This is a genomic window from Spirosoma arcticum (assembly GCF_054779955.1).
The window spans coordinates 320,763-347,552 of record NZ_BAAGXG010000001.1 but is presented as its reverse complement, the minus strand read 5'-3'; the positions used below and the strand labels follow the sequence as shown (position 1 = coordinate 347,552).

Below are 26,790 nucleotides of genomic sequence, written 5' to 3'. Positions count from 1 at the left end.
CACAATCAGTTAGTACGCTTTATAATGCAATCGGAACCGCGACCATCGTCGTGTCCCAACCCATATACATGGTGACAGCTCGGGCGTCTTTTTTGGCGAACTGGATCGAAAAGTTCTCGATTACAGTGTCCGATTTCTGAACCGGCACGGTAAGACGGACCACGTCTAACGCTTCGTTATAACTGTAAGCTCCCCACTGGTCAACGTCGGAACTGATAATGATTGTCCATTCTTTCTCTCCCGGAATGGTGAGTAATGCGTAGTTTCCGGCCGGTATTTTTTTACCCCCAATCGTCACGTCCTGATACAGTTTCAGCTCCGGAGCTTCGTTGGCCCCGGCCCGCCAAACTTTGTCGAAAGGAACGAGTTTACCGAAAATTTCCCGGTTGTTTTTAGCTGGCCGATTATACGTTATCCGAATCATAGCCTTGTCAGTACCAATTTTGGCGGGCGCAAATTTACGGTCGTGGGCGTAGTCGTCCGGGTAATAAGCCATGTCCATTGGCGTCTTATCGAGACCTCTAAATGGTTGAGCGTCAGCCCCAGAAAGAGTAAAGAAAAGGAATCCAAAAAGGAGTAGCGTTTTTTTCATGATCTGTTTTGAAAGATGAATGATGACTTCGTCGATAACTAATTTAGTGCGTTGAATGGTTCAGGGTCGTCCCGGTACGGAGCACAACACGGTTGATGGTTTCAGTTGACTACCCGTTTCGGTCAGGCTATAAAAACAACACAACCCACTTGTATGTGACTTTTCACGCCTGCTTTCGCTATCTTGGGAGTCTAATCGTCCCATCTCATGAATAAACCGCTACTCCTTTTTGGCTTTCTGTATTGCTTTTCTCCCCTCTTGCTCGCTCAGGATCGAATTTCGGGAAAACCGTTTGCTACCCGCTCGGTGGTGATGGCCCGCCACGGCATGGCCTGCACATCGCACCCGCTGTCGACGCAGGCCGCCATCGACGTGCTGCGGTCGGGCGGCAACGCCATTGATGCTGCTATTGCCGCCAACGCGATGGAGGGATTAGTGGAGCCGCACGTCAACGGCATTGGGGGTGATCTGTTCGCGATTGTCTGGGACGCCAAAACCAAAAAACTTTACGGCCTCAATGCGTCGGGCCGGTCGCCGTATAGCCTGTCGCTGGCCGAATTTCAGAAGCGGGGACTGACCCACATTCCGCCCGATGGACCGCTGCCCGTGTCGGTGCCGGGCTGCGTGGACGGCTGGTTTGCCCTGCACAAGCGGTTTGGCAAAACGCCCATGCCTAAGCTCCTCTCGCATGCCATTCGCTACGCCCGCGAAGGGTATCCCGTTCACGACGAAGCCGCCATTTCGTGGGCCAGTATGGTACGGCGCTTCGGTAAGTATCCTAATGTCAACGAAACTTACGCGCCCGGTGGAGCCGCCCCAAAACGGGGCGAAATTTTCCGCAATCCGGCATTAGCCAACACCTTAGAGAAAATTGCGACGGGTGGCCGCGATGCCTTCTACAAAGGCGATATTGCCCGGACCATCGACGCCTTCATGAAGAAGGTGGGCGGCTACCTCACCGCAAAGGATTTAGCCGATCATACCTCCAACTGGGTCGAACCCGTATCGACTAATTACCGGGGCTATGATGTGTGGGAGTTGCCGCCCAACAGCCAGGGTATCGCGGCTTTGCAAATGCTGAATCTGCTCGAACCATACGATTTTTCGCAAACGCCCTGGGGTAGCCCGGAGCACATTCACCGGTTTGTTGAAGCGAAGAAGCTGGCCTTTGAAGACCGCGCCAAGTACTACGCTGACCCTGATTTTGCTAAAATTCCCGTTCAGGAGCTAATCAGTAAGGCTTACGCGGCCGAACGCCACAAACTCATCGACCCGGACCGGGCGGCCAGCCGGGTGGAAGCGGGTAACCCCGCCCTGAAGCAGGGCGACACGATTTACCTGACCGTAGCCGACGAGGAAGGCAACATGGTGTCGCTGATCCAAAGCAATTACCGGGGTTTTGGCTCCGGTATGGTACCCGACGGACTGGGCTTCATGTTTCAGGACCGGGGCGAACTCTACAGCCTGACCGATGGGCAAAACAATACCTACGCGCCCCACAAACGACCGTTCCAGACCATTATTCCCGCCTTCGTAACCAAAGACGGGCAGCCGTTTATGAGCTTCGGCGTGATGGGCGGTGGGTTTCAGCCGATGGGTCACGTCCAGATTATCATGAACATGATCGACTTCGGCATGAACCCCCAGGAAGCGGGCGACGCCCCCCGCATTGACCACGACGGATCGTCGGAGCCGACGGGTGAGCGCATGGTTGATTCAGGAGAGATCAGACTTGAGTCGGGTTACCCTTACGAAACCATCCGTGAACTTATGCGCCGGGGCCACAAAGTCGGTTACGGATTGGGTGGATACGGCGGCTACCAGGCCATCATGTACGACGCCAAAAACAAAGTTTACCACGGCGCCACCGAATCCCGTAAAGACGGGCAGGCTGCTGGTTTTTGAGGGAGGTTGACCTACTCAATGTTATGGCTATCTATACACTGGCACCGTAACCAAACCTGTAGTTAGACCCTCTACTCCCAGATGATGTATGCTAAACTACGTATTGACCCGTTCGGGCAGAGAGTTTCGCCCCAAACCCCATTTTTCATGAAGAGAATCCTGCTTGCTATCCTGCTGAGTTCACATCTCTTTGCTCTTGCCCAAACGCCGGTCACGCACACGCTCCGCGTACAAGGCGATACAGTGCGTCATTTCTTCAGTGCCGACGGTTCAACGGACGTCTTTCGATTTTCAAAAATGGACTCGGTCGACAACTTCAACGCCCCCCAGAAGTACGAAGGCAAAGTCAGCTCGTTTACGTTCGCAACGGGTACCCAGCGCCTGGCGGTTGGGCATAAAAACGGTAAATTACTCTCTCAGCGCATTGCTCTGACGGATGGTACAATAACGAAATACATTCAACTTAACTTCTTCGGTGAGTTATCCGCCCGCTTTCCACCCACCTACCAACGACGTTTTCGGGGTACGGTCACCTACGAAATTCCCGAAGCCTATGAACTGGCGAACGTGGCAATGGCCCTGACCGAGGCAGGGCAGAAAGATGAGAACATGGTTGAGCAATCGGGTGCTTACTTCCAGCGGGTAAAGCAGCATTTTGCACCCGTCGCCAAACACCCGCTTATCAAGCGACTCAATGAGCGGTTGAAAAATAATAATTATAATTTTTACTACGGTACGCGCGAGAACGCCTATGCAATGGCACTGGACAAAACTGGCAGGCCCGTTAACCGGGGCGTGTACGGGGCCGTTTGGTCGGGGGCTAACGATTTAGCTGGTCATGACGACGAATGGGCAGACTTTGTGAAGAAGTCCAACTTCCGTAAATTTTATACTGACAACCAAAAGTTTTACCAGGCCGACATCGCCGAAGTAACCCGGCTGTTGCCCGTCAAACAAATGCAGAACTGGCTCGAAGCGCAGTTTCCAGGCATTCGCTATGACGGGCAGCGGGTCGTGTTCTCGCCACTTATCGATGGTGCCCACTCAGCGCAGAAATTCAATGATCAGGGATACCGGGAAAGTTTGATGTTCATCTGCGATGCACGAGGTTACGACCGGACGAAGTATTCAGAAGCTCAAATTGAAGGGTTGTATTCGGGTGTTGTGTTCACCGAGATCGACCACAATTTTGTTAATCCAATCACCGATAAAAATCTACAGGCGGTTAATAACGCCTTCGCCGACCGCGAGAAGTGGGTGCGCAAGGGCGACGCCGACAACTACGGAAACGCCTATGCTGTCTTCAACGAGTATATGACCCATGCCGTACATCTGCTCTACATCAAAGACACCTACCCCCGTGATGTGTACGAACTGGTGCGGGAGGCCCGCGTCAAGCTAAACGGTACGCGACGAGGGTTTTATCGGTTTGAATCATTTGCGGATGAATTGCAACGGCTTTATGACACCCAGAAGCCAAAGCAGACCGTCGCTGATCTATACCCGGCCATATTAAAGTGGGCAAAAGAGGTTTAGTAGACAACTGTTTGTTGACGTCTATTGCCCCACTTCAATACACCCGCTCGTAGTACTCCGCAGCCATGCGGTTCGCGCCGAAATAAGCATTGACGTCGTTCATGCTGCGCAACACCAGCGCCTGCCAGTCGGCGGGGCGGTCGTAGTACATGGGTAGAATTTCAACCTCCAGCAGGTTGAAGAGTTCGTCCCGGTCGTGGGCATCGCGGGCGTAGTAGGGTAACTCAGGGTCAGCCACGGGGACGATGAAGCTGTTTTCGCCCGGTTTGGCAAACTCGCACACCCAGCCGTCGTTAGTCGAAATGTTGACGGACCCGTTCATAGCCGCCGTCATGCCGCTGGTGCCCGATGCTTCGCGGGTCACGATGGGCGTGTTCAGCCAGCCGTCGGACCCATCTTTCAACAGTTTGGATAGCGCCAGTTCGTGCCCCGTCAGCACCGCCATGTTTGGGTACAGGTGACTCAGGTAATATAACCGGTTGAAGACCTCCGTCGCACCACCATCCATCGGGTACGGCTTACCCGCCCAGATCAGTTGTACCGGGTACTTCGTCTGCGTAAGCAAGCGTGCGAAACGTTCCGCGTCCTGCGTCAGCAAGTCAGGGCGTTTGTAGGTTGCAAACCGGCGTGCCCATACCAGCGTCAGCACGTTCGGATCGAAAAGCTTACCGACCTGATCGGCAACGACTTTAAATAATGGCTGCTTCATCTCAATTTTTCGGGCAGCAACGGCTCCGGTATCGCCGGATAGTCGGGCGGCTTCAATAGCCGGGTCCGTCCAGTAGCGCTGGTTTTGGGCGTTGGTCACGTGCGTAATCGGCGCAATATCGTCGTAGTGGCTCCACATCTGCCGGGACACTTCGCCGTGCAGTTTAGAAACCCCGTTCGCCTGCCGACTCAGCCGCAGCGCCACCAGCGAGTGATTAAACGTGTTATCCTGAATACCGCTTATCTCCCGAACTGTCTTTAGCGGTACTTCGCCGAAGAAACCCAGTTCGTTTAGTAAGTTGATGTCGTGCTTTTCGTTACCGGCTTCTTCGGGGGTGTGCGTCGTGAACACCAGCCGCTCACGGACTTTCTCGACGCTGCCCGTTTTCTGATACAGATGAAAAGCGGCTGGCAGCGCATGGGCTTCGTTGAGGTGGTACACGTCCGGTTCGTAGCCGAGGGCATCGACTAATTTGGCGCCCCCTAATCCCAGCAGCATACACTGGGCAATTTTCAGCCGTACGTCGTTGTCGTACAACCGGTAAGAAATCAGCCGATTGGCCGTGTCGTTTCCGTCAATATCGGTGGTCAGGAAAAACAGGGGGACCGTTTGGAAGGTGTTCGGTTCGAGGTAGTACGCCCGCACCCGCACGGGCCGCCCAAACACGTCAATGGTGAATTCAATGCCGGTGTCCTGCAAAAAATGGTACAGCTTCTCCCGAAACTGCACGTCCATACTATTGTCCGTCTTTCGCCCCTGATCGTAGTAGCCATATTTCCACAGGACACCGATGCCAATCAGGTTTTGGCCCAGTTCGTAGGCGCTGCGCATGTGCGATCCGGCCAGAAAGCCCAGACCGCCCGAATACGTTTTGAGCGCCTGATCGACGGCGATCTCCATCGAAAAGTAAGCGACTGATTTTGAGAATTGAGCGTTAACGTCGTAGGGAACGCGAAAGGGTAAGGTAAGTTTGTCGTTCATTGGAGCAGGGTTAGGAGTGTGTTAAAGCAAGATAACCAGGGGAAGTAGTTAGTGGTTTTATGTTTCTACTGACGTTAATTTGTTCTCAACGCGAACTTGTAAACCTTGTCAGCCGCAATACGTGGAGAGACAACGGTTACGGTCAACAAACGAAAACCGTTGGTATTGAGCAGTTCAACCAGTGCATCTTCGGTGTAAAGCAATTTTCCACAACCCCGATGCTTTTGTCCGGGACGCTTGGCAACAAGGTCCTCAATGAATAAATAACCATCCGGTTTCAGATTGGTACGAACGCTCGTTAATAAGTCATTTGGATGCGTTAGTTCATGCAGCGTGTTTTCAATGATGATCTTGTCAAAAAACTGCTGTGGGAGCTGTGTTTCTCGCTCCGTTCCAATGACGGGAATGAATTTAGCGGTGCATATACGTCCGCCTGCGTCGTATAACCGACTCACCGTATTTGTCAGGTTTTCCGGGGTCAAGCAGGTTGGATTAATATCCTGCAGATAGAACGTAATGCTGTCGGCCATCATCGAATAAATGACTTCCTTGCTGCCACTACCCGCTCCTACACTGGCTACTACTTCATTTCGCCGAAAGTCATAAATTGCCTGATAACGCATCAGGGTCTGTTCTAGGTTATCTTTCCGAGTCAGATATTCGTAGACGCACGGGTTCTTGGACCGTTGCGCCAGAGCAGCGGTCGTAACGAACCAAACGAACAGAATTAGCCAACTCAGCTGCATGTTAATATAAAATAGCCCCGCCTTAGTTAAACGGGGCCGTTCATTATGCCCTAACCTCCCGAACCGTCGGGTCGCCCACCATATCGCCCGGCTTCACCCACTCGTCAAAGTCAGCTTCGGCTACGTAGCCGAGTGCCAGAGCGGTTTCTTTGAGCGTTGAGCCGTTTTTGTGGGCAGTCTGGGCAATTTCAGCGGCTTTGTAGTAGCCAATTTTCGTGTTCAGGGCCGTAACCAGCATCAAGGACGAATCGACGTGCTTTTTGATGTTGGCTTCGATGGGTTCGATGCCTTCGGCGCATTTGTCGTTGAACGATACGCACACGTCGCCGATGAGCCGGGCCGAATGCAGGAAGTTGTAGATCATCACCGGCTTGAACACGTTCAGTTCGAAATGGCCGTTCATGCCGCCGATATTAATCGCCACGTCATTACCCATCACCTGCGCGGCTACCATCGTCATGGCCTCGCACTGCGTCGGGTTCACTTTGCCCGGCATAATACTGCTGCCGGGCTCGTTGTCGGGGATGTGCAGCTCGCCGATGCCTGCACGGGGTCCGCTCGACAGCATTCGGATGTCGTTGCCGATTTTCATCAGGCTGGCCGCAACGGTCTTCAGCGCACCGTGCGCTTCCACGATGGCGTCGTGCGCTGCCAGCGCTTCAAACTTATTTTCGGCGGTGATGAAAGGCAGACTCGTCAGGTCAGCAATGTGCTTCGCGACATTTTCGGAATAATTGGGGGGCGTGTTAATGCCGGTTCCAACGGCCGTGCCGCCCAGCGCCAGCTCGCTCAGGTGGGCCAGCGAATTGTTAATGGCCCGCAGGCCGTGGTCGAGTTGCGAAACGTAGCCCGAAAACTCCTGCCCAACGGTCAGCGGTGTAGCATCCATGAAGTGCGTCCGGCCGATTTTGACGACGTGCATAAACGCCTTCGACTTGGCCGCCAGCGTGTCGCGCAGTTTGGTGATACCCGGAATCGTGACGTCAAGCAGGATTTTGTAGGCCGCAATGTGCATTGCCGTTGGAAACGTATCATTGCTCGACTGCGACTTGTTGACGTCATCGTTAGGGTTGAGGTACTTCTTCTCGTCGGTGAGCTGACCACCGTTCAAGACGTGGGCGCGATAAGCCACCACCTCGTTCACGTTCATGTTCGACTGCGTACCTGATCCCGTTTGCCAGACTACCAGCGGAAATTGATCGTCTAATGTACCGGATAGAATCTCGTCGCACACCTGCCCAATGAGGTCGCACTTGTCCTGAGGCAATACGCCCGCGTCGAGGTTGGTCAGCGCGGCTGCTTTTTTGAGGTACGCAAACGCCCGAATAATCTCGCGGGGCATCCGGTTAATATCCTGAGCGATTTTGAAGTTTTCGATGGAACGCTGCGTTTGTGCGCCCCAGTACACATTGGCCGGGACCTGAACCTGGCCCATCGTGTCTTTTTCGATGCGGTAATTCATAAAGAGTGAATGAGTGAAAGAGCGAACAAACAAGCGGGCTAACCACTCATTCGCTCATTCGCTCTTTCACTCTTTTAGTACGGTCGCAAAGGTAGAACGGGGCTTGTGTTTTACCATGCTATTCATCCGTTTTACACCAATCACAAGCCATAGCCGATGGAGCCGCCAAAAGATATTACGCCTGAGATTCTGTACCAGACCGGAATGGAAGTTTTTGAGGATTTCGATGCTTACGCAAACTGGCTTAACAGTAAAATTCCAAACTTGGGCGGACGCAAACCGTCCAGTCTCGTTCATACCGAAGCCGGACGCGGGAGTGTTATCACGTGCTTATGGAAATCTTACATGGGATTTATTTATAATAATTTAACAAGTTAACTTTCTCTTAATTAGGCGGTAAGGTCGTAACGGCCACCTGTACGCCCGACAAAATCCGGCGGGCAGCTATTGCTACCGCAACGCCCGACTCCCCGACCTATATCGGGATATTGTCGACAGGAACACAAACCAGAGCAAATAGTGGTATGGCTGACACCCAAGAAATGCCAACTCAGTAGTAGCGAATGTTCTCGTACAGCCTGCTCTAAATCACGGCCAGGAAAGTTTCAGCATTGATACGCCCTGACGCGGTAAGGTGAAATTCAGTACTGCTTCACCGTTCGCAACCGTCACGGACTCCGGCGGACCAATCAGTTGCAGTTGACCTGCCTTTTCCAGTTTGGCAATTTGCTCAGGCGTGGGACTTTTCGGCGACCCCATCGTTTTCCAGGCTTCGTACGAATTGCTGTGCGTCTGGTCGATGCGGTAGTGCTGAAGCTGCACTTTCTTAGCCGGAACACCTTTAATTCGGACGGTAACGGGTGCATCGGGCGTCGTCAGATTGTCGTCGTGGTAATGCCAGACCATCACCGCAGCTTCTTTTGCGCCTTTAGCCGCCAGCGCATTAATGTCCGGCTCACCCCGAACGCTCTGGTCCCTTATTTTGACGTAATCGTAGGCAAGCTCCTGCTTCACGGCCACCCGGTTGGCGGGCATCATGCCGAACATACGGAACACGTTCAGCACGGGTTTATCGACGCCGTTGGTCGCCAGATCGCGGAACCCGCGAAACCAGGACTGGTCCTCAAATTCAAACGCCCACGTAACGGTCCCGGCCAAATTAACCCCGCGCGATTGAGCCAAGTCGTATTTGCGGGCAAACGACGCGGCTGTGTAACTCGAATACATGGTGCCATTCCGGTAGGCGTTCTGCGGGTGAAGATCTTCCGAACAGGCCGCGCAGCCTTCCGGGTCGGATTCGCCGATGATGATCGGCAGGTTTTTCAGCGTCGGGTACGATGCCACGATTTCAAAGCCCCGGTCGATGTCGCGAAGCTGCGTGCCCATGTTCATCTGCACAACGCCATTGACTAATTTGGGCGCTCCTTTCGCGTGGAACGTGATAAAATCGAGGGGCGTCCCCGTTTTGCCGGTTACGTAGTTTTTGCCACTGACGACGTGATCGAGGAAGGCCCGGAAGAATTTGGCGACCCCTTCCCCACCGGGGCCGGTTACTTCGGGACCACCAATCTTGATGGTGGGCAGTGCCCGCTTAGCCGCATCGGCGGTGTAATCGTAGAGCTTGATGTACTCCTCCGTTGTACCTTTCCAGTAGCTGATATTGGGTTCGTTCCACAGTTCCCAGTACCAGCTTTCGACTTCCTTCTGGCCATACCGTCCGACGGAATGTTTGACCCACTGGTAGACCAATTCGCTCCACTTCGCGTAGTCTTTTGGTGGATAAGCCCAGCCCGTGTAAATGTCATTATAATTGTCGCCGGGTTTCCAGTAGTGCCGATAAGGCTGGGGTTTCGTGGAGAGGGCTTCAGGCATGAACCCAATCTGTGCAATGGGTTTCATGCCCCGTTCAATGTACGTATCGAAAATTTTATCGACAATGGTCCAGTCATAGATTGGCTTTCCGGCTGCGTCTTCGGTGTAGGCGTTCGTTGAACCCCACTTCAGGGCGGCCGTGCCATCGCCGGTAACTAACAGGCTATGCACCCGCACGTTAACCGGCACCCGGCTTAGTTTCGAGATTTCGGTAAGCAGTTTTCGCCCGTCTTTCATGTAGGTGTAGTTCGGTTCGTCGTAGCCAAACCACGCCCAGATTGGCTTCAGCGCACCTTTTTGGTTTGCCAGATCGACCTCAATGACAACAGGTTTAAGAGCGGTATCCTGCGCAGGACTATTCAAAACAGGTAGCCCGGTCATGCCAAGACAAATGGCTGTAGTTCTGAAGAGCAAATTGTTGATCTGTGTAGTCATACAGTGCGATTCGGAATAAGCTGATTTACAGAAATTAATGCATTATACACAGCAATTACTCTTATATGCAAAATTCTGAGGTAATGCGGGTTACCTTTCGTCATTAAAAATATTAAAGTCAGAATTAGTTATACACTCAAAATCCCATAAGAACATGGCCAAATTTGCTTTCCTTATGCTGTCACTGATGGCACTGACCACAGCCTGCTCAAGCACTAAGACCGAAACAACCGATACATCGGCAACCGTAGTCGATTCCACATCAACTATGTCTACGATGAGTACGGACTCAACCTCAACGATGAGCACCGACTCAACGTCGACAATGACCAGCGACAGCACCCGGAGCGATTCGTTGCGGTAGTCTTTTCAAGGTAGTCTATACACAAACAAAGACCCTCGCAGTGAGGGTCTTTGTTTGTGTATAGACTGTTTAGTGAAGGTTGGCAGCGGCTTTTTCATCGACCATCCACACCAGTTCACCGGTTATTGGCTTAATTACCTGCGACGGGTATTTGTCGGGTAGGTACTCGCCTTTGAGCACCTCACGCAGCGGAATCGCTTTCTTCGGACCCGCTACCAGAAATAGTACGCACGACGCCCGGTTCACAACGGGGGCCGTCAGTGTCAGGCGATACATGTTCTGCTGATCCAGAAAATACGCCTTTGTCCAGGCTATTTGTTCGTGAACAACCTCGGTACCAGGGAAGAGCGAAAGCGTGTGGCCGTCGTCGCCCATGCCGAGCAGGACCAGATCAAATGTTGGTTCCGGCCGGTCCCGCTCCGGCGTACCGGCCGGTGCGGTGGATGCGCCCGAGTCGCCAAAATAGTCGTGCAGAATCCGGTCATAGTCGGCAGCGGCAGCGTCGGGTTCGAGGTCAGTGCGCCAAACGTGAATCTGATCTTCGGGCGTGAATACGTGACCAAGGAGCGTATCGTAGGCCATGCCCGCGTTGCTTTGTTCATCGTCGATGGGCACGTAGCGTTCGTCGCCCCAGAATACGTGCAGTTGCAGCCACGGAATCTGTTCGGCATAAGGCGATTTAGCCAGCAGTTCATGCAAGGCTTTAGGTGTGCTGCCCCCCGACAAGGCAATCGTGAACCGGTCCTGCCTTTTTAGCACGTCCTTAATACGTTTGGCAATAAAATCGGCCGCTGCTTTAGCCAGGTCGGCCGGATTTTTTTTGATAATCAGTTGCATAACCCTTCTGGTCTGGAAACAGCCTTACACAAAATCTTCGCGCATGGGCGTGAACACGTCGACCAGTACCCCGGCTTCCTCACAAACCGCCCCGTGCCACACATTCGGTGGGATGTAATAGGCATCGCCCGCCCGCACGGTTCGGGTTTCGTCGGCGATGGTAATGGCAAAAGACCCACTCTCGACGTAGCTCATCTGCGTATGGACGTGATGATGAGCCGCCCCGACACCGCCCGTCTCGAAGGCCACTTTCACCAGCATCAGGTTGGCGTCGTACGTCATAATCTTACGGCTAACCCCGTCGGCAACCAGTTCCCACGGCAGGCTTTGATCGTCCACAAATCGGACACCGGCCTGCGTTTCTGTTTTGTCAGCATTCATAACCACAGGCGTTATTTTGTCATCCACTGAAAGCCGTCTTTCTCAATCAGATTCATAGCCGCTTCGGGTCCCCAGGAGCCGGGCGCGTAGTTCGGAAAATCGGTTGGTGTTTCACTGCCCCAGGCGTCCAAAATCGGCGTGACCACCCGCCAGGCCGCTTCCACCTGATCGGCCCGCATGAACAGCGTCGCGTCGCCGGTCATCACGTCTAAGAGCAGCGTTTCGTAGGCTTCCGGCTCCTGTCCGTCGTAGGCAGTTTTGTAGCTAAACACCATCTCGACCGGGTCGAGGGCCAGCGTCTGACCGGGGCGCTTAGCCTGAAAGCGCAGCCGGATGTCCATCGCAGGCTGAATCCCAATCATGAGCCGGTTCGACTGCCAGGTTTGGGTTGCTTCATCAGGGAAAGCAAAATCAGGCGCCATTTTGAACTGAATCGTAATGACCGTTGCTTTTTCGGGCAGCGACTTACCCGTGCGCAGGTAAAACGGCACGTTCTCCCACCGCCAGTTATCCACGTATAATTTAATGGCCGTAAAGGTTTCCGTCGCCGAATCCGGGGCTACGCCTTCGTCCTGCTTATAACCCGGAATGGGCTTGTCATTCACGGTTCCGGGGCCATACTGTCCACGAACGGCGACCTGCGACACCTGCTCGGGCGTGATCCGGCGGATGGCGTGCAGCACGTCTACTTTCTTATTGCGTACTTCGTTGGCGTCGAAGTTCACCGGCGCTTCCGTTGCAACCATGCACAGCACTTGTAGCAGGTGATTCTGGATCATGTCGCGCAACGCACCCGACCCTTCGTAGTAGCCCCCCCGTCCTTCCAGACCAACCGTTTCTGCGGCCGTGATCTGGATGTGCTCCACATACTGCCGGTTCCAGATTGGCTCGAACAGGGCATTGGCGAAGCGAAGCGCCAGGATATTCTGCACCGTTTCTTTGCCTAAGTAATGGTCGATACGGTAAATTTGTTCCTCGGCAAACAGCCCACCGAGCAGCGCATTCAGTTCTAATGCCGTTTTGAGATCATGTCCGAAGGGTTTCTCCACCACAATCCTGACGCGCGACGCATCGCCACATAATTGTAATTTTCCGAGGTTCTCCGCAATGCCCGGCACGAGTTGGGGAGCCACGGCCAAGTAGAAAATTACATTGGCCTGTTCATGCCATTGCTGCTCTTTATCGGTCACAAACGCCGAGAGTTTGGTGTAAGCTCCCGCATCGTCGGCATCCATCTGAAGGTACGTGATAACCGGGGCAAATGTATCCCACGGCCCATCTTTACGCCGGGAAAATGACTGCACGCCTTCCTGCAACCGGTCGCGGAAGCGGTCGTCAGTGTACTGACTGCGGCCCAGACCAACCACGGCGAAATGATCGGGCAGGTAGTTGTCGATAAATAGATTGTAGAGCGCGGGCGTAAGTTTGCGGAGATTGAGATCTCCGCTGCCGCCGAAAATAAACAGCACCGTAGCCTTGGGCCGCTGGTTGGAGGATGGAATCATTGAGCGTCAGGTTGTCGTCGGACTTAATGTGGCTGCAAGATACCGACACCCTTAGTTTGGAACAAGTTTGGGCGTTTGGGGTTTGGTCATTGACGTTTATGTTTCTATTATGAAAATTGCCATCGGCTCCGACCACGCCGGTTTCCGCTACAAGGAAGCCATCGAAACATTCCTGACTGGCCTCGGCCACGAAGTCATTGACAAGGGTACCTATTCTGAAGCGCCGGTCGATTACCCGCGCTTTATCCGGCCCGTTGCGGAAGCCGTTGCTGCGGGCGAGGTGGATCGGGGCGTTGTGCTGGGCGGTTCAGGAAACGGCGAAGCCATCACCGCCAACCGGACGAAGGGCGTCCGCTGTGCATTGTGCTGGAACGAGGAGTCGGCACGGCTGGGGCGGCAACACAACGACGCTAACGTCATCTCCATTGGTCAGCGCATGATGACCGAAGAAATGGCGCTGCGTATTGTGCAGATCTGGCTCGACACACCGTTTGAGGGTGGACGGCACCTGACCCGAATTCAGCAATTGGACGAGTAGGCTTTATACCAGAAAATATGATTTTTTCGCAAATGAAGATACTGTTATCAATTTATCAACTACACATTATCATTTTCTGTATAAATAGTACTAATTTGTGACAACTTTCATTTGTACAAGCAATGGAGACGCTGTCAATCGACCTGAACGCCCTGTCACGTTACCACATCACCCCAAATCAATACGTTTTTTTGTTTCTCACCCACGCCCGGCAGTACGCATCTATGTACAGATACTGCCAGGAGGGACCCGGTTTCCGCCCGGAGGAAATTGTTGACCTGGAGAATCGGGGTTACCTACTCAACCTTAACCGGGCGGGTCATTACTACCTGGATTTTTTCGTGCTGACCGATGCCATTGGTAGCGATCTGTTCGAGCAGAACCGGGATCAGGCCGGTCTGGCGTTCTGGAATGCGTATCCGATCTACGTGCGTGATTCGGTTACCGGCGAAACGTCACTGCTGATTAACACCGACAAGAAACAGTGGCTCACCGATTACTACCTGTCCGTGGGGCACTCGCCCCAGAAACACAGCCAGGTTATGGACGCTCTGGATTATGCAATGGATAAAGATTTGGTCGACATAGATATCCGGCAATGGCTCGACTCGGAGCAGTGGACACTGATGCTGGAGTTGAAACAACTCGAAGAGCCGGTATAGCAGGTGTATTCCGGCGCATCGAGACGGAAAGTTTGAGACGTTTTCGCACAGAACGTGTTATAAACGCACGATAAACCCACAGTGGCGTGGTGAGCGAAAACGGCGGTAGCGGATGTGAATCGTTGAATTCCGCTACTGAATCAGGTAACCCGGCATGAACAGACGTATCCGGCGAGTAAGTTATTTTCTGTCCAGCCAATATTTCTCCGACGGACTCCGCATTACCGCATCCATCCTGTTGCCTTCGCTCCTGCTGGCTCAGTTTGGTCAGTTGGCAACTGGCATGGCCCTATCCATTGGGGCACTTAGCGTGAGCCTGAGCGATGCCCCCGGCCCGGTGCAACATCAGCGCAACGGTATGGTCGCTACCGTGCTGATTAGCTCCGTAGTGACACTCATAACCGGGTTTGCGCGGATGAATACCATTACCCTCGGGCTTGAGATCGGGGGGTTCGGTTTCTTCTTTTCCATGTTCTCGGTTTATAACAACCGCGCTACGTCGGTTGGTACGGCGGCCCTGCTCATTATGGTACTCATGCTCGACCGCCCCCTCGACGCGCCGGGTGTGGTGCGTGAAAGTGGGCTGATTCTGGCCGGAGGCACCTGGTACATGCTCGTCAGCCTGCTCACGTCGCGGCTCCGGCCCTACCGCCCGGCGCAGCAGGCACTGGGGCAGTGTATTCACGAAACAGCGAAACTGCTGACAATCAAAGCCGATTTCTACGCAACTGACACGCGCTTAGACGATGATTACCGGCGGTTCGTAGCGCAGCAGGTGACCGTGAACGAACGGCAGGATGCCGTGCGGGAATTGCTCTTTAAAAGTCGGCAGTTTATGGCCGAATCCGACAACACGAGTCGCCTGCTGGTACTGACGTTTTCCAGCGTTATGGACCTCTACGAACAAATTGTGGCGATGTACTACGACTACTCCGGCATTCGGGAGCGATTTGGGCAGTCAGACCAGTCCGGCGGATCGGTTCTGGAAACCATAGCCCGATTGATTCGACAAGTAGCCGACGAACTCGACCATCTCGGCCTGTCCATTCAGTCGATAGTACCCGCTCGCTCAACTTTGGATTTAACGCCATCACTAACCCAACTAAAAGACCAGATCGACGCGCTTTCCGATAGTGACGGGAGTACATTGGTCCTCAAAAAAGTGCTGGTTAGTCTCCGCACTATGGGTCAGCGGGTAGCCGCGATCCAAGCTAACCTGACGGCACCCATCGACAGTGCACCGGGCGAAACGCTGGAGTACGGCCGGTTCGTGTCGCACCAAACCATCAACTACCAGTCGTTTCGCGATAACCTGACGCTCAGTTCATCGGCGTTCCGGCATTCGGTGCGGGTGGCGCTGGCCCTTCTCGTGGGCTTTGCGCTAACCAAGTTCCTGCCCTACGCGCAGTACAGCTACTGGGTGCTGCTAACGATTCTGGTTATTCTCAAACCCGCCTTCAGCCTGACCAAACAGCGCAACCAGGAGCGCATCATCGGCACGTTCGTTGGTGGCGTTATTGGCGTATTGATTCTGACATTCATACCCAATCAGACTGTGCATTTCGTCTTTTTAGTCCTGTTTATGATCGGTACATACAGTGCGTTGCGGGTCAATTACATCGTGATGGTTACGTGCTTAACGCCGTTCGTGCTGATCCTTTTCAGTTTCCTCGGCATCGGCTACCTCAGCGTGGCGGGTGAGCGTTTGCTGGATACGCTGCTCGGCGGCACGATTGCGGTGGCGGCCGGGTATCTACTGTTCCCCAACTGGGAGTCGCATCAGATGATCAACCCCATGCGCGACGTACTGAAGGCCAACATCGGGTACGTGCAACTGCTGCTCGATGGACTATCGGGTCGGCGTATCCGCGTGGTGGATTATAAATTAGCCCGGAAAGAAGTGTACGTGACGTCGGCCAACTTGGCGGCTGCTTTCCAGCGGATGCTGTCGGAGCCAAAGCATAAGCAGCGCAATGAGAAAGCCGTTTATGAGTTTGTGGTGCTCAATTACATCCTGTCGGCTAACGTGGCCACCGCAACATCGGCGTTGCTGACGACGGACCCAAAAGCGCACCCGCCCGCGCTGACCCGCCCGGTCAAACGGGCCTTAACGTCCCTAACGGACAGTCTCCGCCACTTGGGCGAGTCGTCCGAAAAATCGGGTGCCGACCTATCGGTGTCGAGCGTAAACCTACCCGATGACAGCGCGCTGCCTCCCGATGATCGGTCACTAAATGAACACCTGAGCTTTATTCAGCAGGTGAGCAAAGATGTGGGCAAAGTAATAACGAAGGTGAACTGGCAGGATGTGCAGGTGTGAATCTGTTGTTACAAAACAACAGTACCGGTATAGTCTTCAGTAGCTCACACCAGCGCAATTCCGTCTTTCTGAAGCACAATCTTCCGGTCTTTGTACAGGGTACCAATCGCCTTCTTGAACGTTTTCTTGCTCATCTCCAGCGCTTCATAAATAGCTTGCGGTTCGCTGTGATCGGTCAGGGGAAGAAAACCCTTATTGGCCCGAAGCGCGTCCAGAATAACCTGAGCACTGGGTTCCACCTTTTGAAAACCAATCTGCTGCAAACTTACGTCAACGTGCCCATCGTCGCGGACATGTTTGATGAAGCCCGGCATTCGGTCGCCAACGGCCACGGGACGGAAAATCTCGTTGTGGTACAGGAGACCTTTGTGGCGGTCGTTGATAATGACGTTAACGCCGAGGTCAGTTATTTCGTAGGCCAGCAGATCGACGGGATCATTTTCGAGCAGGTCCGATACGTCATCATCCAGGAACTTGTTCACCTTAGTAGATGCAACCAGCCGGTTCGTTTCTTCGTCAAGGTACATAAACGCCACGCACCACTCTCCCACGGTCAGCGGACGGCTTTGCTCGCGGTAAGGCACGAGCAGGTGTTTTTCCAGTCCCCATTCCAGAAACGCCCCCACGCTGGAAACGGCCGCCACCGGCAACGGGGCAAACTCGTCGCGCAGGATGTGGGGCGTCAGCGTGGTGGCAATGGGGCGGTCGTCATAATCTTTGTAGACGAACACCTCAATGTCATCGCCAACTGACAAGGAGTCGGGCACGTATTTTTTGGGTAACAGAATATCGTCGGCCGGGTCGCCTGCTTCGGTGGTTGGGTCACCCAGGTAGAACCCAACGCTGGTGATGCGCCGGGCGGTCAGGGTGTTCATGCGGCCAATGTCAATCATGGACTAAAATGGATGCGTTTATGGGTGCAAAAATAGCGATAAATGGGCGGGGTCGGCTCAGATTATGATTTGAGACGGCTCAACTTAAATCTGAGTCGAACCAGTAGGCATCCAGTTGCCACTTTTGACACGATCAATTCATCAATAGAAATCAATCAGCATGAAAACCAACACAATCCTGCTGCTCGTTCTGAGCCTGCTTACGACTACCGTTTCTGCCCAAAACCCGACCCCTGCTAACGGTGAACCGCGCGTCCATCCAGACCGGATCACATTTATGCTGAAAAATACGCTGGGTTATCACCGGATGTTTTTGGTGCAGGGGCCGGGTATTGCGTATGGCTTCACGATGAACAAACGCGAAACCGTCCCCTGCAACTGGCCCGTTGGCTCGAAACTCTATTTTACGCAGGATGGCAAAACCAGCACCGGTCTGATCCTGACCGTAACAGCCACCGACGAAGGTAAAACGCTGACTACCGACACCGGAGCCACTGAAATCACGCCGACTACTACAGAGGTGGCTTCGGTGACCAAAAAAAACGTTACTGTCCGACTGCGTAACCCCAATTTATTGCCCCGAAAAGTCGCGCTCATTAGTTACGAACCCGGTGCAATCGGCAATGGTACGACCATTTTTATGATGGGACCCAAAGGCACAAAGTCGTTCCGGTTTCCGGTCGGCACCAAGCTTTACACGGCCGACAGCGAGCAGGTTGACGTGGTGATGAGCGGCAAACGCATTGATAGTAGCAAACCGTTTCTGACCGTAAAAGTCGAGGACGCGGGTAAAGCGTTTGATGTCAAATAACCAACCAAGCCCATGCGTAATATCCTGCTTTATTGCCTTGCCTGCTCACTGACGATTTCGTCGGCTTTGGCCCAAAAGCTGTTTACCGCCCAGCAACTTCAGGCTGATTTTGCCGTGCTGCGAAAATCGTACGAAACCCTGCATCCGGGCCTGTATAAATATGCTGATAAAACTACCATTGACGGCTATTTCGCCGAATGTCAGCAAGCCCTCAACCACGACCAGTCGCTGACGGACGCATATCTGACGATACTGAAGCTGACCGCCCGGTTCAAATGCGGCCACTCATACCCCAATTTCTACAATCAGGAAGGCGACGTGAAAACCCTGTTCGAGCAGAAAAACTGCCTGCCGTTCTGGTTTCGGCTGGTCGACAACCGGATGGTCGTTACCTGGAGTGCCGATACCGCCGTGCCGGTTGGAGTAGAGATTCAGGCCATCGACGGTGTGCCGGTTCGTAAAATCATCCAGACGATGCTGCCGCTGGTGCGGGCTGACGGCTCGAACGATGGCAAACGACGGGACCTGCTGCAAATTGGTGGACAGAAGTACGAATACTTCGACGTGCTGCTGCCGATGCTGTTTCCGAGTAGTAAACCCACGTTTACGCTAAAAATGAACGATTTGCGAACAAAGAAGTTGGCAATAGTCACCGTAAACGGCGTATTACACACTGACCGAAACGACGAAATCAAACGCAAGTATCCGTCCGCCAACGACACGACGGCTACCTTTGGCTGGCTCGATGCCAACACCGCGCTGATGCGCATCAACACGTTTGCGAACTGGAAAACAGAATTTGACTTTGGTAAATTTTATGACGAATCCATAGCGGAGTTTGTCCAAAAAAACGGCCAGAATCTGATCATTGATAGCCGCAGGAATGAAGGGGGTGATTTTGAAAATGGCAAGAAACTGATTCGGCATCTGATTACAACTCCCGTTGTTCTGGACGAATTGCAGGACTGCTGGGCTTATACCAGCATGGATTCGAGCCTGAGTCCGTACATACAAAACCGTTGGGGTTACGAATGGCGTTACCGCCCGACCAGCAACTTCGACCGATTACCCAGTGGTCAATACCGGGAAAAGGGCAACCGCTCCCCCGAGCCGGTACAACCAGCTACCCCTCACCTGAGTACGCACATTTATCTGCTGACCAGTGCGACGAATAGTTCGGCGGGTTTGCTGTTTGCGAATGCCCTGAAAACGCAAAAATTAGCCACGTTAGTTGGTCAAACGACGGGCGGTAATCAGAAAGGAATTACTGCGGGAGCCTTGTTTTTCATGCAGTTACCCAATTCAGGAATCGAGGTCGACGTACCACTTATCGGCATGGACTACAATGAAGCTGCCAAACGGCCCGACGCGGGCGTTGCGCCGGACGTGTATGTAAAACCCGATGTGATGGACGTGGTAAGCGGCATCGACACGGAGATGAACGTGGTACGAGCGCGAATTTCCCGTCGAAACTGAATTCCCGACTGTATATTACCGAACCATTTTCTGCCCTGACGATGTCCTTTTATTTCAACGCCTATTCAACGCCACTGCTCTTCGGCTTTGTGCAGGCCTGGGTCTACGCCGTGCTGCTGTGGGTGCGCGGTCGGCACGAAGAACGCCTGTCCGACGTGTTGTTGGGCTGGGTGCTGGTTGGCCTGAGCTTCACGATCTGGGAATACATGCTGGGGTTTGGGGGCATCGAAATCCTGTGGCGACAATTGGATTTCTTTCCGCGTGGTCTCGGACTGCTGTTCGCACCCCTGTGTTATTTTTATCTCCGAAGCCAGTTCAACGCCGACTTTCGGTTCAGCCGCCGGGACTGGTGGCACGCCCTACCCTTTCTGATTGATACGGGTTACCACCTTATCGTTTTTTCACTTGGTCGCGATTTTGTAGCAAATTGGCAAAAAACAGTTCATGACCGCTATTATATTCCCGACATCACATTTGTATTTTCAGTAGTTCAAAGCCTGCTTTATCTGTACTTGTCGCAGAAACTTTACCGCGATTACCGAGCCTGGATAAAAACGCAATTTTCGGAGACGGATACGATTAGCTTTCGCTGGTTCCGCAATTTTCTGATTGCGCTAACCATCAGTCTCATACTCAGTTTCGCTATGACGATGCTGGACATTTGGCTTAACCTCTCTTTCTGGGAGGACTGGTGGGATAAGCTGGCGGGAGTAATTCTGATTTATTACGTGAGCATTGCGGGCTACGGGCAGGTGCAGCCGGGCAAACGCCTGACGTTTCAACCAGCGTCCGCCGACCCGTCTGCCTTCCCGGAACTTGCTAACTGGAAAACCAAACTCGTCACGCTGATGGACACGGAGAAACCGTATCTCGAACCCGAATTGTCACTGGCGGATCTGGCCCGACGAATGCAAATCAACCCGGTTTCGCTATCGCAGGTGATTAATGCCGGGGCGGGTAAGAACTTTAACGATTTCGTGAATGGATACCGGGTTGACGAATTCAAGGAGCGGGTGCGCAACCCGGCTAACGGGCACCTGAGTTTTTTGGGTATTGCGCTGGAATGCGGCTTCAATTCTAAAGCTACTTTTAATCGGGCTTTCAGGAAATGCACGGGCCTCTCGCCGAAGGCATACGTCGAAACACAAAAAAGCCCCGGCAGCGTGACTGTCGGGGCTTCGTTGGATAGTTAAGAGTAAAACCGTAAACAGAGACTAATTATTGCACGTTTGGAAAATTATCGAATAGTTTTTCAGTTTATGTTTTAAAATAAATCAGTTAGCATTGGGCCATTATTTATACGTTCAGCCCATGCCTTATTTAGTACTCGACCTCGAAATGACCGGCCCGGAGCCGGACTATAACGAAATTATTCAAATTGGAGCGGTGCTTTTCGATGACAACTGGGTCGAGAAAGGGCAGTACCTGACCAATGTCTATCCCGAAAACAAGGAAGCGTTTTCGTCCTCGTCTGAAAAAATTCACAACCTGTCGCTGGCCGATCTGGAAGACGCGCCGATGATTTACGACGTATTACCCGAACTGGAAGAATGGATTTGTACCCAGCTTGGTCTTCGGGTGCCGAAGGGGCAGTTGGACCGGACGCCCTTTTTGCGCGACGTCATCATATGCGGTCAGAGCGTGATCAACGACATCAATTTTCTGAAGGAAGCCTACCGCTACGAAAAACTAAAGTGGCCCTACTCCCGCGTGTTGCTCGATCTGCACACGCTGGGCTATTTCACGTTCCGGGTGCTGCGGGCCAACGCCGGATCGCCGACCGACCGCAAAATTCCCGACCGGCTGAGTTTAACCGCCATCGCCGGTTATTTCGGCTTCACCCGCGAAGATGGATTTCATAATGCACTGGAAGACGCCGTGCTGACGGCGAAGTGTTTGAAAGAAGTGTTTAAATTAGGGGAGAAAATGAAGATAGCGGGGTAAAGCAAATGCAGATTCGGTTTACGGTTGAGGTAGTACTGGCTTTGGCCATTATTAACGTTGGGTTCTTTTCGGCGGGGCTGCTTTGGTTTTCGGCCCAAAATCGACAGGCCAACCGCTTCCTGGCCGGGCTGATGGCCGCCATTTCGTGCTGGCAGATTGACGGTTTCTTTCGGGTATCGGGGCTGTACGGGCAAAACGCAAATCTGTACTTTCTGCCCATCTTTTACTCATTTGCCTTCGGCCCTCTCATCTACTTTTACGTCAGAAGTTTAACGAACAGTAGTTTTCGTTTTGAGCGAAACCATTGGTGGCATTTCGGACCCGTTGCTATCCAGACGGGGTTATACATCTTTCTGTCACTGTGTTCCTACGAGTTTCGCAACTGGTTCTGGGCCAATGTTCATTACCCGATAACCTACAGCATCGAGTTCGACGGCACCTGGCTTTCGTTGCTGGTATATTTAATTTTGTCGTTGCGGTTGTTGCGCAAATACAGTCGGTATGTGCAGGAGAATTTTTCCGAAACCAGTCGGCTAACCTTACGCTGGCTCCGGGTGCTGCTGCTTATTCTGGCAGTGGTGTGTGGGCAGTGGGCCGTTGAGCTTATCCTGCGCGACATTTTTCACACGTTTTACCAGTATGATTATTCGTATTGGCTGCTGGGTCTGTTCCTAATTGCGCTGGGCGTGGCCGGTTTGCAACAGGGCAATTTAGCTAATGTGCAGTTTCAGAATGAGCCAGCACCCGACGCAACCGATGCACTGCCCACCCCAACAAAAGCGGTAGCCGACGTCAATCCTGACCACGTTGCCCGTATTCGCCGGGCTATGGACGTCGACAAGCTCTATCTCAATCCCACCCTGACGCTGACCGAACTGGCCCAGCATGTTTCGCTGAATCCGAAAATTGTTTCGCAGGTCATCAACGCGGGCATTGGTAAGTCGTTCAATGATTTTGTAAACGACTACCGCGTGAGCGAAGTGAAGCAGCGGCTCCGCACCAACGACATGGCCCGGCTAACGTTGCTGGGCATCGCGTTCGAGTCGGGCTTCAACTCCAAGACGACCTTCAACCGGATTTTTCGCCAGCATACCGGGCAGTCGCCGAGTGAGTTTGCCGAACTCAGCTAAGCCCAAATCATCCGTTGGGACGTCCCAATCCGGTATTGGGGCGATCTGAGGCACTTACTGCCCCACCTTTGTATCGTTCAAACGAATCAAAACCCGTTCAACGATGCGCACATTCTTTCTTATCGCGGCCTGCCTATTCGGCACAATCGCCACCGCCCAAACCCAGACTGGGCAACCTCAAACCAAGCCAAGCGTGGCCCGACCAGCACAAACGGGCTGGTCCGACAAAAGTCGCCTGCTGCCCGACAAACTCCGTTCGTTACCCGTTGGGTTGACGCTCTGGCACACCAACAATCCCTGCGTTCCTGTCTGGGAGGGTGATACGTACGTCTGGAAACATGCAACGATGATTCGCGCCGAAGTGGGCGATCTCGAACTGGTAGAAGCGGGCAGTTTCATCTGGTACGACTCAACCGGCTGGCATCCCAACATGCAGTATGATACGGCACTGTTCGCCGAAAAATTCAACTGCCCCAACGGCAAGCTGACCAGCGGCCAAACCTACACGTTCGGTAAAAACTGGCGGTATGGCAAGCAGCTTTACGGGGGCGATGCGCTCTGGTACATCATTGCCCGCGACCGAGCCGGTAAACTGTACAAAGGCTACGGCCTGATTGAAACCGAAGGCAAACCCAATTCTTAATTATTAACCAACACAAACCAAATAACTCCCATGAAAACGATTCTCATCTCCGCAATTATCCTCCTGACCACAGTGCTGTCCGTGCGGGCGCAAAATCAAGCGTACACCATCGACGCCAACGCCAGTCAACTCACCTGGACGGGCTACGCAGAAGTTGGGTCTTGGGCACCATCGGGTACGCTTCAGTTGGCAAAAGGACAAGTAACGCGCAACGGCAACCAGATTAGCAGTGCCACGATGACGCTGGATATGACAACGATCCGGCACGAGAATGGCCAGTTGCAAACGCACCTCCGCGACGAGGCTTTCTTCGACGTTACCCGCTTCCCAACCGCTACGTTCGTTTTGCGGGCCTTAACCGGCACAACCGCTACGGGGCAACTCACCCTGAAAGGCGTTACCAAGTCCGTCTCGTTTCCGGTCGTTGTTAGTCAGGAGGGTACTGGATTACGCATCAAGGGCCGGGCCGTCGTTGACCGGACGCAGTTCGGTATTCGGTACAACTCGACCAGCTTCTTCTCCGGTCTGGGCGATCAGGCGATCAAAAACGAATTCGCGCTGACGTTCGACGTGATCGCAAAACCGGTTGCGGTCAGCAAGCAGCGTTCTGCCCGTTGACTGGAAGGAAATTGAAGAGCGACGTGGCTAAATGGATTTGTCAAACGGCACGGCTGTGCATACCTGACTGAGCTAAGCGAACTATGTTTGGCGTCAACGTACGATTTCGCTTCCGACGCCACCATAACGCCCCGGCTCCAAGCAACAGCAACGTCCCGCCCGCTACCCAGGCCCATTGAATTGGGCGGCTCAGCGGCTCGGTGTCGCCGATCAGGATCAGACCCGCCCATGCGTTGGGAAGTTGGTCGGCACCACTGGCGGTGCGGAGCCATTCCTGCTTGGCGCGTTGCAGGGCGACGTCTTTCGATAAGCCCTCGTCCAAGTACTTATAGAACAGGTCCGTGATAGCATACGTAGCTTCGTTTTCAACGCTCCAGAGCGTAGTCAGCACGCTGGGAACGCCAAGGGCCGCAAAGCCCCGCGCCAAACTGAACACACCCTCGCCCCGCTGATTGGCACCCACCCCTGTTTTGCAGGCTGCCAGCACAGCTAACTGAGTATGCGTCAACGCACCATCGCCGAGGTCGGAAAGCCGCATCGGCGCATCGGCGAAATACAACAGGGGTTCGCTGTTGGTCGTGTCGGCGGTGGCGTGGGTAAAAAGCTGGATTACGCGGGAATCGGCAGCCTCAGCCACAAACGCCCGACTCGTAGCCTGTGGTCCGGTCAACAGTACTGACGATCCGAAGCGTTCAGCAATGGGCTTCAAAGCTTCGTCAGAACCGGGCAGGGAAACCTGTTTCAGCGCAGCGGCAAACGTTACCGGTGCTATACCCAGGAAGTCGCGTTTGCTGATGCCGGTCACCCGCAACAGATTACCCTTGTTTCGCAACAGCCGACGGGCGGAGTACTCGTAACTAAACGCGTAGTGTTTTATTAAGTAATCCGGTTCACGAGCCGAGCGGCTCAACACCTCGAAGGGAATAGATGACCCATCGGATGAAACAATGACGGAGCCTTCGGGCAAATTGAGCGGAGCCAGCAGTTGCTGATACAGTGTATTGCCTAATTTTAGAAATCGAGCTACGTTTGCCGTCCGGTTCATAGCGACTGGATCAGCCAGCAACGCCATGAATTCTTGGGCTGTCTGGCTATAGCCACGAACTGACTGCCGATGCAGAGTCGTCTCATCACCAGTTACGGCCAGCAAGTAAAGCGCACTATCGCCTACAAAATACGTCATGAACGACGCTTTACGAGCGGCTAAGTGAGATTTAAGATCAGCCAGTTTAGTCGTCGTGGTATCGTATTTAAGGCTGTAATAAGCCGGATTCGACACTTCCAACTGTTTTAGAAATGCATCTAAGCTATCCTGTTTGGTAAATAAGGATGCCTGAGCCTGGGTATAACCAGTATCCTTTGGCCCTAATTTGGCAAGCTCGCTCTGCTGACCACTGACGCGTTCCCGAAGCCGTTGTTCCTCGCTAACTTGTTGCAGAGACAGTTGCTGCCGCGCACCGAGTTCATTGAGTTTGTCGGCCAGCATGACGGCCCGGCTTTTTTCAAAAAACCGGAACGCCTGCCCCGCATCGTTGAGCCGATAGCAGGTTTCGATGGCTCGTTCATACATGCCCCGCGTTTTATTTCGCCAGTTAAGTTTCGATTCCTGACCGGAATGCTCCCAGCGCATGTAGTCAATTATCTGATCGGCGACCCTATACGTTTCGAGCGCATTATGTAAAAACTGATGATTATTTTTCGTAGCCTTAGCGTAATCGAGCCAAGTATCAGCCTTATCTTGTATAATGGTCAATAAGTAACGTTTGCGAGCTGTTTGGCGAACCATATCCACACTCGGTAATCGCCCGATAGCAGCGCTTTGAAACCCGATTGGCATTGTTATCAGCCCCTTCTGGTAGTATTGCAGAGCATTAACAAATTGTTTCTTTCGCCAGTACACAGCACCCAAATTGCCTAATGATAATGCTTTGTCATAGAGATTTACGGTATTTTCAACACTGTACGTGAAGTAATGTGCAGCCTCATCGTACTGACATAAATTGTAAAAATGCATTCCTAATGTCGCAGCATAATTTGATGCGTAGGAGTCTTTGCTATCGCGTAAAATTTCAAAAGCTTGCTTTTCGTATCGAAGTGCCTCCTCTGGTTTTTTCTGATAATCAGCGACAATGCCTAATGTCTGATAGGCGGTTGCAACAACCGCCTGCAGTTTTTTATCACGTCCAATTAACGAAACTACACGTTCAGCCGACTGACGAGCGGCTTCGTAATGTGATAATCGAGTTAATGCTCGTGCTTTCTCTAATAAAGCTTTAGCCATTAATAACCTATCGTCAATTGACTGAGCGATCATCTCTCCGCGCTCAGCATATAATACAGCTTTCTGGAAATCACCAGACAAGGTTGCTTCGAAGCCTAAAAAAACATATGCAGCACTGACCCACTTAGCCGCTGAAGCCATACCCTCTC

Annotated in this window: 24 protein-coding genes; 14 read left to right on the top strand and 10 right to left on the bottom strand. The window is 53.0% G+C overall.

What is annotated here, in order from left to right:
* Window positions 1-19 precede the first annotated feature (19 nt).
* Window positions 20-592 (bottom strand): DUF2911 domain-containing protein, encoded by a 573-nt coding sequence (locus tag ACYVHB_RS01595; protein WP_461048977.1) that lies wholly within the window; start codon window positions 590-592, stop codon window positions 20-22.
* 207 nt (window positions 593-799) lie between these two features.
* On the opposite strand from ACYVHB_RS01595, the gene ggt reads away from it, so the two are divergent.
* Together ggt and ACYVHB_RS01585 are read left to right on the top strand one after the other, a co-directional pair.
* Window positions 800-2,497: a gamma-glutamyltransferase gene (gene ggt, locus ACYVHB_RS01590; protein WP_461048975.1), complete on the top strand. Its 1,698-nt coding sequence runs from the start codon at window positions 800-802 to the stop codon at window positions 2,495-2,497.
* A gap of 147 nt (window positions 2,498-2,644) precedes the next feature.
* Entirely contained in the window at window positions 2,645-4,033 is a 1,389-nt protein-coding gene (locus tag ACYVHB_RS01585) for a DUF4932 domain-containing protein (RefSeq protein ID WP_461048973.1), read from the top strand.
* A 34-nt stretch (window positions 4,034-4,067) separates the two neighbouring features.
* Here ACYVHB_RS01585 and glgP read toward each other — a convergent pair whose 3' ends face one another.
* The 3 genes from glgP to fumC form a co-directional block, all read right to left on the bottom strand.
* Window positions 4,068-5,723: an alpha-glucan family phosphorylase gene (gene glgP, locus ACYVHB_RS01580; protein ID WP_461048971.1), complete on the bottom strand. Its 1,656-nt coding sequence runs from the start codon at window positions 5,721-5,723 to the stop codon at window positions 4,068-4,070.
* A 74-nt stretch (window positions 5,724-5,797) separates the two neighbouring features.
* Entirely contained in the window at window positions 5,798-6,346 is a 549-nt protein-coding gene (locus ACYVHB_RS01575) for a class I SAM-dependent methyltransferase (protein ID WP_461048970.1), read from the bottom strand.
* 166 nt (window positions 6,347-6,512) lie between these two features.
* The gene (fumC, locus tag ACYVHB_RS01570; RefSeq protein WP_461048968.1) at window positions 6,513-7,931 is read right to left on the bottom strand and encodes a class II fumarate hydratase; all 1,419 of its coding nucleotides are present in this window, start codon (window positions 7,929-7,931) and stop codon (window positions 6,513-6,515) included.
* Between the two features lie 156 nt (window positions 7,932-8,087).
* Here fumC and ACYVHB_RS01565 point away from each other — a divergent pair, with 156 nt between their 5' ends.
* Entirely contained in the window at window positions 8,088-8,309 is a 222-nt protein-coding gene (locus ACYVHB_RS01565; RefSeq protein WP_461048966.1) for an antitoxin Xre/MbcA/ParS toxin-binding domain-containing protein, read from the top strand.
* A gap of 210 nt (window positions 8,310-8,519) precedes the next feature.
* Here the strand turns inward: ACYVHB_RS01565 and ACYVHB_RS01560 are convergent, their stop codons facing one another.
* Entirely contained in the window at window positions 8,520-10,184 is a 1,665-nt protein-coding gene (locus ACYVHB_RS01560) for a GH39 family glycosyl hydrolase (protein ID WP_461050008.1), read from the bottom strand.
* A 208-nt stretch (window positions 10,185-10,392) separates the two neighbouring features.
* Here ACYVHB_RS01560 and ACYVHB_RS01555 point away from each other — a divergent pair, with 208 nt between their 5' ends.
* Window positions 10,393-10,602: a hypothetical protein gene (locus ACYVHB_RS01555; protein WP_461048964.1), complete on the top strand. Its 210-nt coding sequence runs from the start codon at window positions 10,393-10,395 to the stop codon at window positions 10,600-10,602.
* 69 nt (window positions 10,603-10,671) lie between these two features.
* Here ACYVHB_RS01555 and pgl read toward each other — a convergent pair whose 3' ends face one another.
* From pgl to zwf, 3 genes are read right to left on the bottom strand one after another with little or no spacing between them, the layout of a single operon-like run.
* Window positions 10,672-11,439 (bottom strand): 6-phosphogluconolactonase, encoded by a 768-nt coding sequence (gene pgl / locus ACYVHB_RS01550; protein WP_461048962.1) that lies wholly within the window; start codon window positions 11,437-11,439, stop codon window positions 10,672-10,674.
* A 24-nt stretch (window positions 11,440-11,463) separates the two neighbouring features.
* Window positions 11,464-11,820: a cupin domain-containing protein gene (locus ACYVHB_RS01545; RefSeq protein WP_461048960.1), complete on the bottom strand. Its 357-nt coding sequence runs from the start codon at window positions 11,818-11,820 to the stop codon at window positions 11,464-11,466.
* An 11-nt stretch (window positions 11,821-11,831) separates the two neighbouring features.
* Window positions 11,832-13,325 (bottom strand): glucose-6-phosphate dehydrogenase, encoded by a 1,494-nt coding sequence (zwf, locus tag ACYVHB_RS01540; protein WP_461048958.1) that lies wholly within the window; start codon window positions 13,323-13,325, stop codon window positions 11,832-11,834.
* A 109-nt stretch (window positions 13,326-13,434) separates the two neighbouring features.
* Between zwf and rpiB the strand changes: the two genes are divergently transcribed.
* The 3 genes from rpiB to ACYVHB_RS01525 all read left to right on the top strand — a co-directional run bounded on the left by rpiB (window position 13,435) and on the right by ACYVHB_RS01525 (window position 16,845).
* Window positions 13,435-13,863: a ribose 5-phosphate isomerase B gene (gene rpiB / locus ACYVHB_RS01535; RefSeq protein WP_461048956.1), complete on the top strand. Its 429-nt coding sequence runs from the start codon at window positions 13,435-13,437 to the stop codon at window positions 13,861-13,863.
* A gap of 122 nt (window positions 13,864-13,985) precedes the next feature.
* A complete protein-coding gene (locus ACYVHB_RS01530) occupies window positions 13,986-14,525 on the top strand; it encodes a hypothetical protein (RefSeq protein WP_461048955.1) in 540 nt (179 codons plus the stop codon).
* A 154-nt stretch (window positions 14,526-14,679) separates the two neighbouring features.
* A complete protein-coding gene (locus ACYVHB_RS01525; protein ID WP_461048953.1) occupies window positions 14,680-16,845 on the top strand; it encodes an FUSC family protein in 2,166 nt (721 codons plus the stop codon).
* A gap of 44 nt (window positions 16,846-16,889) precedes the next feature.
* Here the strand turns inward: ACYVHB_RS01525 and ACYVHB_RS01520 are convergent, their stop codons facing one another.
* Window positions 16,890-17,738, bottom strand: a complete 849-nt coding sequence (locus ACYVHB_RS01520; RefSeq protein WP_461048952.1) for a CvfB family protein — start codon at window positions 17,736-17,738, stop codon at window positions 16,890-16,892.
* A 160-nt stretch (window positions 17,739-17,898) separates the two neighbouring features.
* On the opposite strand from ACYVHB_RS01520, the gene ACYVHB_RS01515 reads away from it, so the two are divergent.
* From ACYVHB_RS01515 to ACYVHB_RS01485, 7 genes are all read left to right on the top strand, one after another.
* Window positions 17,899-18,549, top strand: coding sequence for a hypothetical protein (locus tag ACYVHB_RS01515; protein WP_461048950.1), 651 nt, complete (start codon window positions 17,899-17,901; stop codon window positions 18,547-18,549).
* A 12-nt stretch (window positions 18,550-18,561) separates the two neighbouring features.
* Window positions 18,562-20,025, top strand: a complete 1,464-nt coding sequence (locus tag ACYVHB_RS01510) for a S41 family peptidase (RefSeq protein WP_461048948.1) — start codon at window positions 18,562-18,564, stop codon at window positions 20,023-20,025.
* 41 nt (window positions 20,026-20,066) lie between these two features.
* Window positions 20,067-21,218 (top strand): helix-turn-helix domain-containing protein, encoded by a 1,152-nt coding sequence (locus ACYVHB_RS01505; protein WP_461048946.1) that lies wholly within the window; start codon window positions 20,067-20,069, stop codon window positions 21,216-21,218.
* Window positions 21,219-21,336: 118 nt separating this feature from the next.
* A complete protein-coding gene (locus tag ACYVHB_RS01500) occupies window positions 21,337-21,969 on the top strand; it encodes a 3'-5' exonuclease (RefSeq protein WP_461048944.1) in 633 nt (210 codons plus the stop codon).
* Between the two features lie 5 nt (window positions 21,970-21,974).
* Window positions 21,975-23,099 (top strand): helix-turn-helix domain-containing protein, encoded by a 1,125-nt coding sequence (locus tag ACYVHB_RS01495; protein ID WP_461048942.1) that lies wholly within the window; start codon window positions 21,975-21,977, stop codon window positions 23,097-23,099.
* 103 nt (window positions 23,100-23,202) lie between these two features.
* Entirely contained in the window at window positions 23,203-23,742 is a 540-nt protein-coding gene (locus ACYVHB_RS01490) for a hypothetical protein (protein ID WP_461048940.1), read from the top strand.
* A gap of 30 nt (window positions 23,743-23,772) precedes the next feature.
* Window positions 23,773-24,360 carry a YceI family protein gene (locus tag ACYVHB_RS01485; RefSeq protein WP_461048939.1) on the top strand — a complete coding sequence of 196 codons (588 nt, stop codon included), beginning with the start codon at window positions 23,773-23,775 and terminating at the stop codon, window positions 24,358-24,360.
* A 40-nt stretch (window positions 24,361-24,400) separates the two neighbouring features.
* On the opposite strand, the gene ACYVHB_RS01480 is transcribed toward ACYVHB_RS01485, so the two are convergent.
* Window positions 24,401-26,113, bottom strand: a complete 1,713-nt coding sequence (locus ACYVHB_RS01480) for a CHAT domain-containing protein (RefSeq protein ID WP_461048937.1) — start codon at window positions 26,111-26,113, stop codon at window positions 24,401-24,403.
* Between the last annotated feature and the right edge of the window lie 677 nt (window positions 26,114-26,790).

Bases quoted from the DNA above. Each gene is read 5' to 3' on its own strand.
- ACYVHB_RS01565 (WP_461048966.1), top strand. From the start codon at position 8,088: ATGGAGCCGCCAAAAGATATTACGCCTGAGATTCTGTACCAGACCGGA.
- ggt (WP_461048975.1), top strand. From the start codon at position 800: ATGAATAAACCGCTACTCCTTTTTGGCTTTCTGTATTGCTTTTCTCCC.
- ACYVHB_RS01510 (WP_461048948.1), top strand. From the start codon at position 18,562: ATGCGTAATATCCTGCTTTATTGCCTTGCCTGCTCACTGACGATTTCG.
- rpiB (WP_461048956.1), top strand. From the start codon at position 13,435: ATGAAAATTGCCATCGGCTCCGACCACGCCGGTTTCCGCTACAAGGAA.
- ACYVHB_RS01555 (WP_461048964.1), top strand. From the start codon at position 10,393: ATGGCCAAATTTGCTTTCCTTATGCTGTCACTGATGGCACTGACCACA.
- ACYVHB_RS01575 (WP_461048970.1), bottom strand. From the start codon at position 6,346: ATGCGTTATCAGGCAATTTATGACTTTCGGCGAAATGAAGTAGTAGCC.
- ACYVHB_RS01525 (WP_461048953.1), top strand. From the start codon at position 14,680: ATGAACAGACGTATCCGGCGAGTAAGTTATTTTCTGTCCAGCCAATAT.
- ACYVHB_RS01485 (WP_461048939.1), top strand. From the start codon at position 23,773: ATGAAAACGATTCTCATCTCCGCAATTATCCTCCTGACCACAGTGCTG.
- ACYVHB_RS01505 (WP_461048946.1), top strand. From the start codon at position 20,067: ATGTCCTTTTATTTCAACGCCTATTCAACGCCACTGCTCTTCGGCTTT.
- ACYVHB_RS01490 (WP_461048940.1), top strand. From the start codon at position 23,203: ATGCGCACATTCTTTCTTATCGCGGCCTGCCTATTCGGCACAATCGCC.
- ACYVHB_RS01495 (WP_461048942.1), top strand. From the start codon at position 21,975: ATGCAGATTCGGTTTACGGTTGAGGTAGTACTGGCTTTGGCCATTATT.
- ACYVHB_RS01520 (WP_461048952.1), bottom strand. From the start codon at position 17,738: ATGATTGACATTGGCCGCATGAACACCCTGACCGCCCGGCGCATCACC.
- pgl (WP_461048962.1), bottom strand. From the start codon at position 11,439: ATGCAACTGATTATCAAAAAAAATCCGGCCGACCTGGCTAAAGCAGCG.
- ACYVHB_RS01515 (WP_461048950.1), top strand. From the start codon at position 17,899: ATGAAAACCAACACAATCCTGCTGCTCGTTCTGAGCCTGCTTACGACT.
- ACYVHB_RS01530 (WP_461048955.1), top strand. From the start codon at position 13,986: ATGGAGACGCTGTCAATCGACCTGAACGCCCTGTCACGTTACCACATC.
- zwf (WP_461048958.1), bottom strand. From the start codon at position 13,325: ATGATTCCATCCTCCAACCAGCGGCCCAAGGCTACGGTGCTGTTTATT.
- fumC (WP_461048968.1), bottom strand. From the start codon at position 7,931: ATGAATTACCGCATCGAAAAAGACACGATGGGCCAGGTTCAGGTCCCG.
- ACYVHB_RS01500 (WP_461048944.1), top strand. From the start codon at position 21,337: ATGCCTTATTTAGTACTCGACCTCGAAATGACCGGCCCGGAGCCGGAC.
- ACYVHB_RS01545 (WP_461048960.1), bottom strand. From the start codon at position 11,820: ATGAATGCTGACAAAACAGAAACGCAGGCCGGTGTCCGATTTGTGGAC.
- glgP (WP_461048971.1), bottom strand. From the start codon at position 5,723: ATGAACGACAAACTTACCTTACCCTTTCGCGTTCCCTACGACGTTAAC.
- ACYVHB_RS01585 (WP_461048973.1), top strand. From the start codon at position 2,645: ATGAAGAGAATCCTGCTTGCTATCCTGCTGAGTTCACATCTCTTTGCT.
- ACYVHB_RS01595 (WP_461048977.1), bottom strand. From the start codon at position 592: ATGAAAAAAACGCTACTCCTTTTTGGATTCCTTTTCTTTACTCTTTCT.
- ACYVHB_RS01560 (WP_461050008.1), bottom strand. From the start codon at position 10,184: ATGACCGGGCTACCTGTTTTGAATAGTCCTGCGCAGGATACCGCTCTT.